The organism is Streptococcus oralis (assembly GCF_019929365.1).
GTDB lineage: Bacteria > Bacillota > Bacilli > Lactobacillales > Streptococcaceae > Streptococcus > Streptococcus oralis_BT.
This window is the reverse complement of the sequence record NZ_JAHZPH010000001.1, coordinates 259,804-274,220: the sequence shown is the minus strand read 5'-3', so window position 1 is coordinate 274,220 and position 14,417 is coordinate 259,804. Positions and strand designations below refer to the sequence as shown.

Here is a 14,417-nt window from a genome sequence, read left to right as displayed (position 1 = left end):
GGCCCTAATCTTCAAGAACTGTTTTATAAGCCTGCCAAATCTTTTGTTGAGGTTTCGCAAGTGGATAATCAGAAAACTCCTGAGGAGAAACCCAGCGAATTTCTCTGTCATCAAACTGTTTCGAATCTGTCACCTGACCCGCTAGGATTTGAATATGCCATTTTCGATGGCTAAAGACATGCTTGACTTGATCAAATACTTGATGGGACCAATCAACTTCTAAATCATAATCTTGCTCAAAGTTTTCTTGGGGTGTTGGACCGAAAGTAACGCTTTTTTCAGCGACCTGAGCAAACAGATTCAGCTGTTCCTCTTCCTGTGAAAACTCCTCTACTTCTATCAAGGGAAAATGCCAAAAACCAGCTAGCAGTTTCTCACTTTCATTTTTCTCGAGTAGATATTGACCTCGATTATTGCGCACAACCAAAGCCTTAAGATAAATAGGAAGAGGCTTTTTCTTGGGTTCTTTAATTGGATAAGAATCCATAGTTCCATTCTGATACGCTGCGCTGAAGTCCTTAACAGGGCTTTCTTCTGGCCTAGGATTAACTGGCGCCTCTATGTCAGAGCCTAAATCCATCAGAGCTTGGTTAAAGTCACCTGGTCGTTCTGGATCAATCAAGATTTCCATCATAGTTTGGAAGATCTTTCGATTGCTGGGAACTCCGATATCATGATTAACCTCAAATAAACGTGCCAAAACTCGCATGACATTGCCATCAACTGCTGGCTCGGGTAGTTTAAAAGCGATACTGGAAATTGCTCCCGCAGTGTAGGGACCAATCCCTTTTAAACTAGAAATCCCTTCATATGTGTTTGGAAATTGCCCCCCAAAGTCAGCCATAATCTGCTGGGCTGCTTTCTGCATGTTGCGAACTCGGGAGTAATATCCCAACCCCTCCCATGCTTTTAGCAAACGCTCTTCAGGCGCATTCGCCAGACTTTCAACAGTTGGAAACCAGTCCAAAAATCGTTCATAGTAGGGAATAACTGTATCCACTCTGGTCTGCTGGAGCATGATTTCAGAAACCCAGATATGATAAGGATTTTTACTTCTACGCCATGGTAAATCCCGTTTGTTTTCATCGTACCAGTTGAGGAGTTTCTCGCGGAAAGAAATGATCTTCTCCTCTGGCCACATCTCAACTCCGTATTCTTTCAAATCTAACATACATCTAGTATAACATAGAAGCTCCTAACTGTCCTTTTCTCAGTACTAAAAAGCCCCTTCCTTTAGTAGAAGAGACTCCATTTCTTATTGATTGATTGCTTGAGCTGCTGTGATGAGAGTTAATTTATAAACATCATCTGGGTTACATCCACGTGATAGGTCGTTGACTGGTTTATTCAATCCTTGTAGAACGGGACCGATAGCTGCGAAACCACCTAGGCGTTCAGCTATTTTGTATCCAATATTACCTGCTTCGATACCTGGGAAGATGAAGACATTTGCTTGACCTGCTACATTGCTACCTGGAGCTTTTAGGGCTGCTGTTTCTGGAACGAAAGCTGCGTCGAATTGCAATTCTCCATCAATCTCAAGGTCCGGGCGTAAATCGTGTGCCAGTTTAGTTGCTTCAACCACCTTATCAACACTATCACCAAAACCAGAACCTTTTGTAGAATAACTCAACATAGCGATTCTTGGTTGAATTCCAAACATTTTGGCAGTAATCGCTGAGTTGATAGCAATTTCAGCCAAAGCTTCTGCATCAGGATTGATATTAAGGGCACAGTCACCAAACAAGTAGCGTTCTGTACCACGCACCATAAGAAAAGCACCTGAAGTACGAGTAACATTTGGACGCGTTTTGATAATTTGAAGAGCTGGACGAACTGTTGAAGCTGTTGAGTGAATAGCACCTGATACCATTCCATCTACCAAGCCCATATAGACAAGCATAACACCAAAGTAGTTGACATCTTCTAGTAGGATCTGACGTGCTTCTTCTTCCGACATTTTTCCTTTACGACGTTCTACGAGTGCAACCACCATGTCTTCAAATTGAGGATAATGATGTGGATCAATCACTTCATAACCATCCATGATCCCTTCGATTTCAAGATAAATTTTAATTTTTGCAGGATTTCCGAGCAAAACAGGAACAACTTCTGTTTCTTTTACCAAGCGTTTCGTTGCTTGAAGGATACGTGGTTCTTCCCCTTCAGGGAGAACAATACGAGCATTTTTGCCAACTAGGTTGGCTTTGAGACTTTCAAAAACTTCCATGAGTTTTCTCCTTTAAGAAAATAAATTATACTCAAAATAGATTTTAAAGAGTATTAGTTGATAACTGAGTAATAAGATTGCTAAAATCATCCGGTAAGGGGCTTTCTAGTTGCAAATCTTGCTCTAGAAAGGGATGATAAAAAGATAAATAATGACAATGCAGAGCCTGACGTTGGATACCGTCATCCAGACTACCACCATACAAATCATCTCCCAACAAGGGGAAGCCAATATGAGAAAAATGCACTCGGATCTGATGAGTTCGACCAGTATGCAGGCGAATATCGACTAGGTGAATATTCCCATAAGAAGCCACAACTTTGTAAGATGTATGGGCGTATTTCCCACCTTTGGCAACTCGTCTCGTGATAATGGAGTCCACATCACGCGCAATCGGGGCAATAATTTCCCCTTCAGGTTCCAAAACACCAGCTCCTTTAACCAAAGCAAAATACCTTTTTTCGATAGACTTTCGTTGCAGTTGCTTGTCTAAACGTGCATGAGCATAGCCGTGCTTGGCAAAGAGCATCAAACCAGATGTATCTCTATCAAGCCTGGTCACGATGTGAACCTGCTGGTTTTCATAGTTTTGCTTGACATAGTAGCCCTTAATGAAATTGGCAATGGTATTAGAATGATTGATACTGGGAATGGAAGCAACTCCATAAGGCTTATTCAAAACCAGAAAATGGTCATCCTCATACAAGATATCTAGAGGACGATCAATGGCTTCAAGAGTTTCAAAGCCTTCCTCTGCTGGAATGTCAATGGTAACCCTGTCTCCAACATCTAAGAGATAAGTCACATTTTGAGGTTGGTCGTTGACCAAAATAGCCCCTCCTCGAAACTTAATCTTAGCCAAAAGTCCCTTAGAAACCTCATGTTTCTTGAGGAAAGTTTTGACTTTGACGTGCTCATCTACGATAAATTCAAACCTCATTCGTCCACCTCGCCGATGAAGGCATCTTTGACACGATTCCAGAAACTAGTGTGACTTGGAGTCGCTACGAAGTGAATCTTGTGATGGTCGATTTGGTATTCAATCCGTTCAATATTACGGAAAGAATAAACGCTGTTATCGACTGATATCGTATGGTAGTCATTGCGTGTCGGTAAGAGTTCAATCTTATCTTTTTTGGGAATAATGATCGATGATCCCAAAGTGCGATAGACTCGGTTGTTAAGACTCGCTATCTCAGTCAACTGCAAGGCTTCAATGGTAGGATGCAAGACAGCTCCACCCAAGGACTTGTTATAGGCAGTGCTTCCAGTTGGCGTTGAAACAGTTACTCCATCTCCTCGAAATCGCTCAAATGGAACATGATTAATGATGATATCCGCAACCATGGTGCGATCCGATCGACGGATGCTGGCTTCGTTTAATGCACGGAAGGTCTTAACTTCTCCGTTTTCAAGTGTCACCTTGACATTCAAAACAGGATAGGAAACCTTGGCACCAGTATCCAGTTGGAGATTGGTAACCAACTGGTCCAACTCAAAATCGCGATAATCTGTGTAAAATCCCAAGTGTCCTGTATGTACGCCAATAAATCGAACTTTATCTAACTGATTCTCGTACTTGTGAAAGGCAGACAAAAGCATCCCATCCCCACCAATTGATATGACGATGTCAGGATTGGTGTCGTTGAGTATAAAATGATGTTTTTTCAACTGGTCTTTCAGCTCATACAAAACCTTTTGACTCTGCGGTTTTCTATTTGCAATCAGATCAATTCGTTTACCTGTATTCTTCATCTGTATCGTCACTATTTCCTACACCGTCGTTTAGTTTTCTACTCAAAGGATCAAAGAGCGCCTGTGCTTCCTGAATATCATCACGGATTTTCCCCATTTCTTCATCCAATTGATGGGAAATTCTAGCTGTAATCTCCAAGCGTTTCTTGATCTCCTCTGGGAAATCCCCCTGATACTTATAATTGAGCGAATGCTCAATCGTAGCCCAAAAATTCATGGCTAAAGTCCGGATTTGAATTTCAGCCAGAATCGTCTTAACACCACTGATGGTGTCAACTGTATACTCTACCACCACATGATAGGAGCGATAGCCCGAAGCCTTACGATGAGTGATATAATCTCGTTCCTGTACTACTCTCATATCATGGCGTTTGCGTAAAATCGCAACAACTTCCTGAACATCATCGACGAACTGCACCATGACCCGCAAACCCGCGATATCCTGTAAGTCATGTTCCAAAGTATCGTAGCCAATCCCTCTGCGATTCATTTTTTCCTTAATACTTTCAATCGGCTTCACCCGTCCAGTAACAAACTCAATCGGAGAGTGCTTGTTTTGTTTACGATACTGTTTGCGAATTCCACGAAGCTTAATCTTCAATTCACCAACAGCTTGAATGTAAGGATCTAAAAATTCTTCCCATTCTATGGTCATATTTTCTCCCTTTTGGCATGTGATTGTGTTGTTTAAAATTTTTGATTTTTTCACTACAATCATATACAATAAATACATTGTCCATTATACCATAAATCGCTTTCAAAGATAAAAAAAGGTTAGAAAAATGAAACATTTAGAAATTGAACTGAAAACACTACTGAAAAAAGAGGATTACGATCATTTAAAAGAACAGTTTTCCCATATCCAACCCGTCCTACAGAAAAACTACTACATTGATACACCTGATTTCCAATTGCGTGAAAAAAAGGTTGCCATGCGCATTCGCACCTTTTCAGATTGGGCGGAGTTGACCTTGAAGGTGCCACAAACTATAGGAAATATGGAGTACAATCAGAAACTGAATCTTACAGAAGCTGAATCATACCTAGAAAAACAAATACTTCCTCAAGGACTCGTTCTAGAGGAACTTGCTAAGATTGGTATTGAAAGCCAAGACTGGTTTGTTCTGGGTTGTCTTGCAACTATTCGTTACGAAATGGAAACGTCGATTGGTCTAATGGCACTAGATGAAAGCCACTACTTTGATCATACAGACTACGAACTGGAGCTTGAAGTCACAGACCATGAAAAAGGGAAAGCTGATTTTCAGAAATTCTTAGAAGAAAATCAGATCACTTATCAGAAGGCTCCTTCAAAATTAATTCGTTTTATTAAAAGCATGAAAAAATGCTGAAATAATCTCCTTTTTTTGGTAGAATAGAAAAGATAAAAATAAAAGAATCTCCCTTTGAAAAACAGAACTTTCTCAAAGGAGATTCACAAAGTTTACAGAGGACGGTCTATAATGTCAGATAGAAACAACATGAAACTTTTCGCACTTAACTCCAATCATGAAATTGCACAAAAAATCGCAGAGACGGTTGGGGTACCTCTCGGAAAATTATCCTCTCGCCAATTTTCTGATGGTGAAATCCAAGTCAACATTGAAGAGAGTGTCCGTGGTTACGATGTCTACATCATCCAATCAACCAGCTACCCCGTTAGCAACCACTTGATGGAGTTGTTAATCATGGTCGATGCTTGTGTACGTGCAAGTGCTCATAGTATCAACGTTGTCCTTCCTTACTTTGGTTATGCTCGTCAGGATCGTATCGCTTCTTCTCGCGAACCCCTCACTGCAAAACTAGTTGCCAATATGCTTGTCAAGGCTGGTGTAAGTCGTGTTCTAACTCTTGATTTGCACGCTGTTCAGGTTCAAGGTTTCTTTGACATTCCAGTAGATAACCTCTATACAATTCCTCTCTTTGCTAAACACTACAGCGATAAAGGGTTGCTGGGATCAGATGTCGTTGTTGTAAGTCCAAAAAACTCTGGTGTCAAACGTGCCCGTAGCTTAGCTGAATATTTAGATGCACCAATCGCAATCATCGACTATGCTCAAGACGATTCAGAGCGTAGCCAAGGCTATATCATCGGTGATGTTGAAGGCAAGAAGGCCATCTTGATTGACGATATCCTAAATACTGGACGTACTTTCTCAGAAGCAGCAAAAATCGTCGAGCGTGAAGGTGCAACTGAAATCTATGCGGTATCCAGTCATGGTCTCTTTGTAGAAGGCGCTGCTGACCTTCTTGATGCTACTAACATCAAAGAAATCCTTGTAACAGACTCTGTAGCAACCAAAGAAAGAACTCCGGAAAATGTATGCTACATTACTGCTAGCGAATTGATCGGTGATGCCATCGTCCGTATCCACGAAAGAAAACCAGTTAGCCCACTCTTTGCATATAATAAAAAGGAATAAGGTGATTCTTTGATTTATTTGGACAATGCTGCTACTACTCCAATGTCAGCAGTAGCTATCGCAGAAATGACCAAGGTCATGCAGGAACCCCATGGGAATCCTTCAAGTATTCACAGTCATGGCCGCCATGCTGGTAAACTGCTCCGTGAAGCCCGTCAGGAGTTGGCTCACTTACTTGGAACCAAGCCACAACGAATCTTTTTCACATCTGGCGGTACAGAAAGTAACAATACTGCCATTATCGGCTATTGTCTCCGTCATCAAAATCGTGGAAAACATATCATCACAACAGCTATTGAACATCATTCTGTGCTTGAAACCATCGATTACCTGGTGCAACATTTTAGCTTTGAAGTGACCATCATCCAACCAGTAAATCAAGAGATAACTGCCCAGCAAATCCAAGAAGCCTTACGTGACGATACCATTCTCGTTTCCACCATGTATGCTAATAATGAAACAGGCAGTCTCTTACCTATCGCTGAAATTGGACATATTTTAAAAGAGCATCCTGCTGCTTATCATGTAGATGCTGTTCAAGCTATCGGGAAAATCCCTATCCATCCAGAAAAATTAGGAATTGATTTCCTCAGTGCTTCTGCTCATAAATTCCATGGACCAAAAGGAATTGGTTTTCTTTACGCTTCGTCTGTGGACTTTGATTCCTACCTTCACGGTGGCGAGCAAGAACAAAAGAAACGGGCTGGAACAGAAAACCTTGCTGCCATCGTCGGTATGGTTGCTGCCCTCAAAGAAGACTTGGATCATCAGGCTGAGCATTACCAAAAACTAGAGGGATTAAAAACTGTTTTTCTAGAAGAAATTGCAGGTCTCAACTACTATCTCAATGAAAGCAAACACCAACTTCCTTATGTTTTCAACATTGGCTTCCCTGGTCAAAAAAATGATTTGCTCTTGCTACGGTTAGATCTTGAAGGAATTTCAATTTCTACTGGTTCAGCTTGTACTGCTGGTATTGTGCAAACTAGCCATGTCCTAGAGGCCCTTTATGGAGCGAATTCCCATCGCTTAAAAGAATCTGTCCGTATCAGTCTCTCTCCTCTTAATACCGAAGAAGAACTGAAACAACTCGCACAAACCTTAAAAAATATTATTGGAGATTAATCTAATGGCATTCGAAAAAACCATTAAACTACAAAACTGCCGCTACGACTATACACTTAGTCCAACTGTAAAAAAGTTTACACTAAAAGACAATACTTTCTTTGAAACAAAAGTCGGAAACTACGAACTGACTCGTCTACTTGAAAAAGTTCCTAATAGTGGTGAAGGCTTCCTACTAAAAATTATCATCAACAAAGAGCTTACAGGTGTTAAAATTAATATCACTGACAAATCAGGTCTTCGTTTGGTCAATATCTTTAAATCTGAAGAACACCATATCCACCAAGAAAAATTCTACTTCCTCATGGACAGTCTTGTAGAACGCGGAATCTTCACAAAAGAAGAAAGATAGTTTGCTATGTATCGTCTCACTTATAAAGATAGCTATCAAGTAGAACGTACACTTGAGTTTGCTGATTACGAAGAACTCATGTTATCCCTATCAGGCTGTGTGACCCTACCGGACACTCTCCTAATCAGCTCCTTAACACTCAATGATAAGGTAATTTATCAAGGATTGGTTGGCGATCTCTACCGATTTCTTTCACAAGCTAATTTTTCAGATAAAAACTAAGAAATTTCTTAGTTTTTTCTTGTTTTTGTTGATTTTTTCACAATGTTTCTATAAAATAGAAGAATAGAAAGGTTGTGATTTTGTGAAAGATAAACAGTCTGCTATTCCAAAAGCAACAGCAAAAAGACTCTCTCTTTACTATCGAATTTTCAAGAGATTTCATGCAGAAAAAATCGAACGTGCCAACTCCAAGCAAATTGCAGAAGCTATCGGTATTGATTCTGCGACTGTCCGTCGAGATTTTTCCTATTTTGGCGAACTAGGTCGTCGTGGATTTGGTTATGATGTCAAAAAATTGATGAATTTTTTTGCTGACCTCCTAAATGATAACTCAATTACCAATGTGATGTTGGTTGGAATTGGAAATATGGGGCATGCACTTCTCCACTACCGCTTCCATGAGCGTAACAAGATGAAAATTATCATGGCCTTTGACCTAGATGACCATCCAGAAGTTGGAAGCCAGACACCTGATGGTATTCCAATCTATGGTATCTCACAGATTAAAGAAAAAATTAAAGAAGCAGATGTCAAAACTGCTATCCTAACAGTTCCAAGTGTTAAATCACAAGAAGTTGCCAATCTTTTGGTTGATGCAGGTATAAAAGGTATTCTCAGTTTTTCACCCGTCCACCTTCATCTTCCAAAAGATGTGGTCGTTCAGTATGTCGATTTGACAAGTGAACTCCAAACTCTCCTCTATTTTATGCGTAAAGAGGATTAGAAAGCGAAAGCATTTATGAAAAAACCAGTTATTGGGATTACAGGAAATGAAAAAGCTCATCCAGATGATGATGTCATGATGAGCTATGCGGCAAAAGGCTTTGTTGAAGGAGTCAAGGACGCTGGCGGAATTCCCATCATCCTTCCGATTGGTGATCAAGAAATGGCAAGCCATTACGTCGCTATGATTGATAAACTAATCCTTACGGGTGGGCAAAATGTTGATCCAAAATTCTATGGTGAACCTAAAACCATTGACAGCGATGACTACCATCTTCAAAGAGATATTTTTGAATTAGCCCTTATCAGAGAAGCGATTAAACAGAAGAAACCAATTTTCTCTGTTTGCCGTGGTACTCAGCTTTTCAACGTCGCCATGGGCGGCACGCTTCACCAAGATATCGAGGATCATTGGCAGGACTGTTCAGCCGAATACACGACCCAACGCCTCGTAACGGAACCTGATACCATTCTCCGAGAAATCTACGGAGAAATCTCTCACATCAACTCCTTCCATCACCAGAGTATTAAAGATCTAGCTCCTAATCTTAAGGTTGTAGCACATGATCCTAAAGATGGAATCATTGAGGCTGTGACAACTACGGACGGCTTCCCTTATCTTGGTGTCCAATGGCATCCAGAATTTCTCTTTGAAAATCGCCCCAAAGATAAAACATTGTTTGACTATGTTGTTAATGAACTCTAAATCAGATCCGTCTTTTCACGGTAACTAAAGTAATCAGAGTGAGAGACAATCAGATGATCCAGAAACACAATTCCCATCAGTTCGCAGGCTTCCTTGACTAGCTTAGTGACATGGTCGTCGTTTCGACTGGGTGCTACAGCGCCTGATGGATGGTTATGAACGAGAATCACAGAGGTAGCCATATGCTTGAGGGCATAGTGAAGGATTTCCCTCGGTTCAGCAATGCTGCGTGTCGCAGATCCGATAAAAATGGTCTGCTGATGAATGATTTGATTTTGAGTATTGAGATAGAGCGCCACTAGGTGCTCTTGTTTTTTATCGCCAAGTTCCTGTTGCATTTTCTTGGCTAGCTTTTGACTGCTGAGAATACTTTCCATCTCAAGGGTTTCATGTTTGTGAATACGGTGTCCTAGTTCTATCATAGCTTGTAATTCAACGGCTTTAACACGTCCAATACCAGACAGACTCTGCAATTCCTGCAGAGTCATTTTTTTCAAATCAGTTAAGCTGTTGAGACTATTCAAGACTTTTTGGGCAATTTCAAAAACGTTTGCTTGACGCGTTCCTGTTCTGAGTAGTATAGCTAGCAATTCTTGATTGCTCAGGGCTTCTACTCCTTCTCTAACTAATCTTTCTCTAGGCAAGAGTGAATCTTCTTGGAATGAAATACTATACATAAAAATCCTCCTCACTTTATTATTCGTGAGAAGGATGGAAAATTAGATTTTTTTCTCAATTGGGGCTACACTGGCTAGGAGTTTTTTCAGCCCTACTTCTGGGAAATTGATTTTTAGTTCCTGAGTAGCGCCACTACCTGAGACTTCAAGGACTGTCCCCTCACCCCACTTCTTGTGGAGAGCAATATCTCCAATAGACCAGCTTGTATCAGTCGAATCTTTTTTATTTCCAGCTGCAAACTGTCCAAATGGAAGACCACTTGACTGGATAGAGCTTGGTGCAGCATTGCGTTTCCGTTCTTGAAGAGCCTGAGCCAAACTCATTCCTTGACCGAAAGCAATCCCACCACTGCTATAAGATGCCTTGAAGCTGGTATTAGCTGGACGAGCCAAACCTTGATACTCAAGCAAGTCCGAACTAATTTCATTGATAAAACGGGTCGGACGATTGTAGTTGGTACGTCCAAAAAGCAAGCGAGAGTTGGCATTGGTCAGATAGAGAATCTTTTCTGCACGTGTGATACCGACATAGGCCAAACGGCGTTCTTCTTCTAGCTCATCTGGATCTTCAGCTGCGCGGCTAAGCGGAAAGACATTTTCCTCCATCCCAATGATAAAGACAACTGGGAACTCGAGTCCCTTGGCAGCGTGCAAGGTCATCAGGGTCACTTCTGATGTCTCCTGACTGCCTGAATCTGTATCTGCAATCAAGGCAAGGTCATTCAAGAAACGACTGAGTTTATCTAAACCTGTTTCCTCTTCTTGACTATCAGGATTGTCGTCAAAGTTCTTGGTAACAGATAGGAACTCTTCGATATTTTCAACCCGAGCCTTGCTCTCCAGGGTCGCTTGGGCATTGAGAATATCGATATAACCAGTTTTTTCTAGAACAGCCTCAACCAGCTCGGTGATAGTTAATTGATCCAGTTGCTCCCGCAAATCCAGAATCATATTGGCAAAATCCCAGATAGACTGGGCTGCTTTTCCTTTGATGCCAGACAGCATGATATTGGCTGAAGCATCCAGCATAGACATGTTTTGAATATTCGCAAAGTCACGGATTTTCTCAACGGTTCCTGGCCCAATTCCGCGTTTTGGTTCGTTAATAATGCGCTCAAAACTGATATTGTCACTTAAATTAGCAATGAGATTAAGATAGGCGATAATATCACGGATTTCCTTACGGCTGTAGAACTTGGTCCCTCCAACCATAGTATAAGGAATATTTGACTTGAGAAGGGCTTCCTCAATGGTACGGGATTGCGCATTAGTCCGATAAAGAACTGCAAAATCCTTATGAAGGAAGTTTTGACTACGACCAAGTTCGTCGATGGTTTTGGCTACAAAAACAGCCTCGTCTTGTTCGTCATTTGCACGATAGTAAATAATCTGTTCCCCATCAGCATTCTGGGTCCAGAGATTCTTTGGGCGGCGATTTTTATTGTTTTTGATGACATCGTTGGCTGCTTGAAGAATGGTTTTGGTTGAACGGTAATTTTCTTCCAACAAAACTACCTTGGCTTGAGGGTAATCTTTCTCAAAATCCAAGATATTCTGCATATCAGCCCCACGCCAACCATAGATAGACTGGTCCGCATCTCCAACCACGCAGATATTTTTAAAGCGCGAAGCTAAGAGTTTGACCAGTTGGTACTGGGCATGGTTGGTATCTTGGTACTCATCAACATGGATGTATTGGAACTTCTGCTGATAGTAGGTTAAGACGTCAGGATTCTGATCAAAGAGACGCAGGGTCAGCATAATCAAATCATCAAAGTCAACCGATTCTGACTGACGAAGTTCTTTTTGATAGGCTGTGTAACACTGGGCCACGATTTGCGTGTACATATCGCCAGCTTGAGCAGCGTAAGCCACATCATCGATCAAATCATTCTTGGCATTGGAAATGGTTCCCAAAATGGTCCGTTCATTCCATTTTTTCGGATCCAAGTTTAACTGCTTGAGAATACGTTTCATAAGGGTTCGCTGTTCACCAGGATCTACAATGGTGAAGTTCCGATTGTAGCCAATATGATCCGCATCGCGACGTAGAATACGAACACACATGGAGTGAAAGGTCGCAATCAGACAGTCCTGAGTTGCTGGATTGAGCCCATAAGCACGCTCCTTCATCTCACGCGCAGCCTTGTTGGTAAAGGTAATGGCCAAGATATTCCAAGGATTTACCATCTTTTCATCAATCAAGTAGGCGATTCTGTGAGTTAAAACACGAGTCTTTCCAGAACCAGCCCCCGCCATGATCAACAAGGGACCTTCGGTCGTTTGTACCGCCTCAGCCTGACGGTCATTCATTCCATTCAATAATGCGTTCATTTTCTCTTCCTTACTCTTGAAGTCAATATTTCTATTATATCAGAAATTAGGGAAAATATCTTTACCTGGACTGGTTGCGTGTAGAAGAAAACTCTCTCATCAACTGAAGACAACTCCTTATATCTAGATAAAAAAATGAGCTTGGATAGCATTTCCAAACTCATTTAACATTATTTATAACATTAGAACAATCCTAGAACGGTTCCGTCACTTTCAACATCCATATTGAGAGCGGCTGGACGTTTTGGAAGTCCTGGCATGGTCATAACATCACCAGTTAGGGCAACGATAAAACCTGCACCCAATTTTGGTACCAATTCACGAATGGTAATTTCAAAGTTTTCTGGAGCTCCAAGTGCATTTGGATTGTCTGAGAAACTATATTGAGTTTTAGCCATACAGATTGGCAATTTGTCCCATCCATTCTGAACAATCTGAGCGATTTGCGTTTGAGCTTTCTTCTCAAAGCTCACTTTGCTACCGCGATAGATCTCAGTAACAATCTTTTCAATCTTTTCTGGGACAGAAAGGTTATTGTCATAAAGACGTGTGTAGTTGGCTGGATTTTCAGAGATAGTCTTAACAAGTGTTTCGGCAAGCGCTACGCCACCTTCTGCGCCATCAGCCCAGACACTTGCTAATTCAACTGGAACATCGATTGAGGCACAAAGTTCCTTCAAAGCTGCGATTTCAGCTTCTGTATCAGAAACAAATTCGTTAATCGCAACAACTGCTGGAATACCAAACTTACGGATGTTCTCAACGTGGCGTTTCAAGTTAGCAAAACCTGCGCGAACAGCTTCCACATTTTCCTCCGTCAAAGCATCCTTAGCTACACCACCATTCATCTTAAGGGCACGAAGGGTTGCGACGATGACAACTGCATCTGGAGATGTTGGCAAGTTTGGCGTCTTGATATCAAGGAATTTCTCAGCACCAAGGTCTGCACCAAAACCAGCTTCAGTAACAGTATAGTCAGCCAAGCGAAGGGCTGTACTTGTTGCCAAAACAGAGTTACATCCATGAGCAATATTGGCAAAAGGACCACCGTGTACAAAGGCGGGTGTACCGTAAATTGTCTGAACCAAGTTCGGCTTAATAGCATCCTTCAAAATCAAAGCCAAAGCACCTTCAACTTGTAAATCACCTACAGAAACAGGCGTACGGTCATAGCGATAACCGATTACAATATTAGCCAAACGACGTTTCAAATCTTCAATATCAGTCGCCAAGCAAAGAATCGCCATAATTTCGGAAGCAACGGTAATGTCAAAACCATCCTCGCGTGGAATACCATTTAGAGGGCCACCAAGTCCAACGGTAACATGACGAAGAGCGCGGTCATTCAAGTCCACAACACGTTTCCAGAGGATACGACGTTGGTCAATTCCCAACTCATTCCCTTGGTGCAGGTGATTGTCGATCAAAGCAGAAAGGGCATTGTTGGCAGTTGTAATGGCATGCATATCCCCAGTAAAGTGAAGGTTGATGTCCTCCATTGGCAACACTTGGGCATAACCACCACCGGCTGCACCTCCCTTGATCCCCATGACTGGACCAAGAGATGGTTCGCGAATGGCAATCATGGTTTTCTTACCAATCTTGTTCAAGGCATCCGCAAGACCAATGGTAATAGTTGATTTCCCTTCACCTGCAGGCGTTGGGTTAATGGCAGTAACCAAGATCAATTTCCCAACTGGATCGCTCTCAACTGCACGAATTTTATCAAAGCTGAGTTTAGCCTTGTACTTCCCGTACAATTCCAAATCATCGTAAGAAATACCCAATTTCTCTACAACATCAACGATCGGCTTCAACTCAATACTCTGTGCGATTTCAATATCTGTTTTCATTCAAAACTCCTCTAGCC

The 14,417-nt window shown here is 41.6% G+C and carries 15 protein-coding genes; 7 read left to right on the top strand and 8 right to left on the bottom strand.

Annotated elements, in window-relative coordinates:
• Positions 1–4 precede the first annotated feature (4 nt).
• From mutY to K1I53_RS01420, 5 genes are all read right to left on the bottom strand, one after another.
• Positions 5–1,171, bottom strand: coding sequence for an A/G-specific adenine glycosylase (gene mutY / locus K1I53_RS01440; protein WP_223327742.1), 1,167 nt, complete (start codon positions 1,169–1,171; stop codon positions 5–7).
• Positions 1,172–1,255: 84 nt separating this feature from the next.
• On the bottom strand, positions 1,256–2,230 hold the full coding sequence (gene pta / locus K1I53_RS01435; RefSeq protein ID WP_223327740.1) for a phosphate acetyltransferase: 975 nt from the start codon (positions 2,228–2,230) through the stop codon (positions 1,256–1,258).
• A 43-nt stretch (positions 2,231–2,273) separates the two neighbouring features.
• Positions 2,274–3,170: an RluA family pseudouridine synthase gene (locus K1I53_RS01430; RefSeq protein ID WP_223327738.1), complete on the bottom strand. Its 897-nt coding sequence runs from the start codon at positions 3,168–3,170 to the stop codon at positions 2,274–2,276.
• Positions 3,167–3,985: an NAD kinase gene (locus K1I53_RS01425; protein ID WP_038806136.1), complete on the bottom strand. Its 819-nt coding sequence runs from the start codon at positions 3,983–3,985 to the stop codon at positions 3,167–3,169. The genes K1I53_RS01430 and K1I53_RS01425 overlap by 4 nt, the downstream gene beginning before the upstream one ends.
• The gene (locus tag K1I53_RS01420; RefSeq protein WP_000151563.1) at positions 3,969–4,640 is read right to left on the bottom strand and encodes a GTP pyrophosphokinase; all 672 of its coding nucleotides are present in this window, start codon (positions 4,638–4,640) and stop codon (positions 3,969–3,971) included. The genes K1I53_RS01425 and K1I53_RS01420 overlap by 17 nt, the downstream gene beginning before the upstream one ends.
• Positions 4,641–4,767: 127 nt before the next feature.
• Between K1I53_RS01420 and K1I53_RS01415 the strand changes: the two genes are divergently transcribed.
• From K1I53_RS01415 to K1I53_RS01385, 7 genes are all read left to right on the top strand, one after another.
• Entirely contained in the window at positions 4,768–5,337 is a 570-nt protein-coding gene (locus K1I53_RS01415; RefSeq protein WP_223327736.1) for a CYTH domain-containing protein, read from the top strand.
• 111 nt (positions 5,338–5,448) lie between these two features.
• Positions 5,449–6,408, top strand: coding sequence for a ribose-phosphate diphosphokinase (locus K1I53_RS01410; RefSeq protein ID WP_138100353.1), 960 nt, complete (start codon positions 5,449–5,451; stop codon positions 6,406–6,408).
• 9 nt (positions 6,409–6,417) lie between these two features.
• Positions 6,418–7,533 carry a cysteine desulfurase family protein gene (locus tag K1I53_RS01405; protein ID WP_223327733.1) on the top strand — a complete coding sequence of 372 codons (1,116 nt, stop codon included), beginning with the start codon at positions 6,418–6,420 and terminating at the stop codon, positions 7,531–7,533.
• Between the two features lie 4 nt (positions 7,534–7,537).
• Positions 7,538–7,885 carry a DUF1831 domain-containing protein gene (locus tag K1I53_RS01400; RefSeq protein WP_223327731.1) on the top strand — a complete coding sequence of 116 codons (348 nt, stop codon included), beginning with the start codon at positions 7,538–7,540 and terminating at the stop codon, positions 7,883–7,885.
• Positions 7,886–7,891: 6 nt separating this feature from the next.
• On the top strand, positions 7,892–8,107 hold the full coding sequence (locus K1I53_RS01395) for a DUF4649 family protein (RefSeq protein ID WP_223327730.1): 216 nt from the start codon (positions 7,892–7,894) through the stop codon (positions 8,105–8,107).
• 82 nt (positions 8,108–8,189) lie between these two features.
• The gene (locus K1I53_RS01390) at positions 8,190–8,831 is read left to right on the top strand and encodes a redox-sensing transcriptional repressor Rex (protein ID WP_000653409.1); all 642 of its coding nucleotides are present in this window, start codon (positions 8,190–8,192) and stop codon (positions 8,829–8,831) included.
• A gap of 15 nt (positions 8,832–8,846) precedes the next feature.
• Positions 8,847–9,536 (top strand): gamma-glutamyl-gamma-aminobutyrate hydrolase family protein, encoded by a 690-nt coding sequence (locus tag K1I53_RS01385; protein ID WP_223327728.1) that lies wholly within the window; start codon positions 8,847–8,849, stop codon positions 9,534–9,536.
• On the opposite strand, the gene radC is transcribed toward K1I53_RS01385, so the two are convergent.
• From radC to K1I53_RS01370, 3 genes are all read right to left on the bottom strand, one after another.
• Entirely contained in the window at positions 9,533–10,213 is a 681-nt protein-coding gene (gene radC, locus K1I53_RS01380; RefSeq protein ID WP_223327726.1) for a RadC family protein, read from the bottom strand. The two genes, K1I53_RS01385 and radC, sit on opposite strands and share 4 nt — an antisense overlap.
• A 42-nt stretch (positions 10,214–10,255) precedes the next feature.
• Positions 10,256–12,547 carry a DNA helicase PcrA gene (pcrA, locus tag K1I53_RS01375; RefSeq protein WP_223327724.1) on the bottom strand — a complete coding sequence of 764 codons (2,292 nt, stop codon included), beginning with the start codon at positions 12,545–12,547 and terminating at the stop codon, positions 10,256–10,258.
• 182 nt (positions 12,548–12,729) lie between these two features.
• Positions 12,730–14,400 carry a formate--tetrahydrofolate ligase gene (locus K1I53_RS01370; protein ID WP_223327722.1) on the bottom strand — a complete coding sequence of 557 codons (1,671 nt, stop codon included), beginning with the start codon at positions 14,398–14,400 and terminating at the stop codon, positions 12,730–12,732.
• Positions 14,401–14,417 lie beyond the last annotated feature (17 nt).

Excerpts from the sequence above, each read along its gene's own strand:
- mutY (WP_223327742.1), bottom strand. The coding sequence starts at position 1,171 with ATGTTAGATTTGAAAGAATACGGAGTTGAGATGTGGCCAGAGGAGAAG.
- pta (WP_223327740.1), bottom strand. The coding sequence starts at position 2,230 with ATGGAAGTTTTTGAAAGTCTCAAAGCCAACCTAGTTGGCAAAAATGCT.
- K1I53_RS01430 (WP_223327738.1), bottom strand. The coding sequence starts at position 3,170 with ATGAGGTTTGAATTTATCGTAGATGAGCACGTCAAAGTCAAAACTTTC.
- K1I53_RS01425 (WP_038806136.1), bottom strand. The coding sequence starts at position 3,985 with ATGAAGAATACAGGTAAACGAATTGATCTGATTGCAAATAGAAAACCG.
- K1I53_RS01420 (WP_000151563.1), bottom strand. The coding sequence starts at position 4,640 with ATGACCATAGAATGGGAAGAATTTTTAGATCCTTACATTCAAGCTGTT.
- K1I53_RS01415 (WP_223327736.1), top strand. The coding sequence starts at position 4,768 with ATGAAACATTTAGAAATTGAACTGAAAACACTACTGAAAAAAGAGGAT.
- K1I53_RS01410 (WP_138100353.1), top strand. The coding sequence starts at position 5,449 with ATGTCAGATAGAAACAACATGAAACTTTTCGCACTTAACTCCAATCAT.
- K1I53_RS01400 (WP_223327731.1), top strand. The coding sequence starts at position 7,538 with ATGGCATTCGAAAAAACCATTAAACTACAAAACTGCCGCTACGACTAT.
- K1I53_RS01395 (WP_223327730.1), top strand. The coding sequence starts at position 7,892 with ATGTATCGTCTCACTTATAAAGATAGCTATCAAGTAGAACGTACACTT.
- K1I53_RS01385 (WP_223327728.1), top strand. The coding sequence starts at position 8,847 with ATGAAAAAACCAGTTATTGGGATTACAGGAAATGAAAAAGCTCATCCA.
- radC (WP_223327726.1), bottom strand. The coding sequence starts at position 10,213 with ATGTATAGTATTTCATTCCAAGAAGATTCACTCTTGCCTAGAGAAAGA.
- pcrA (WP_223327724.1), bottom strand. The coding sequence starts at position 12,547 with ATGAACGCATTATTGAATGGAATGAATGACCGTCAGGCTGAGGCGGTA.
- K1I53_RS01370 (WP_223327722.1), bottom strand. The coding sequence starts at position 14,400 with ATGAAAACAGATATTGAAATCGCACAGAGTATTGAGTTGAAGCCGATC.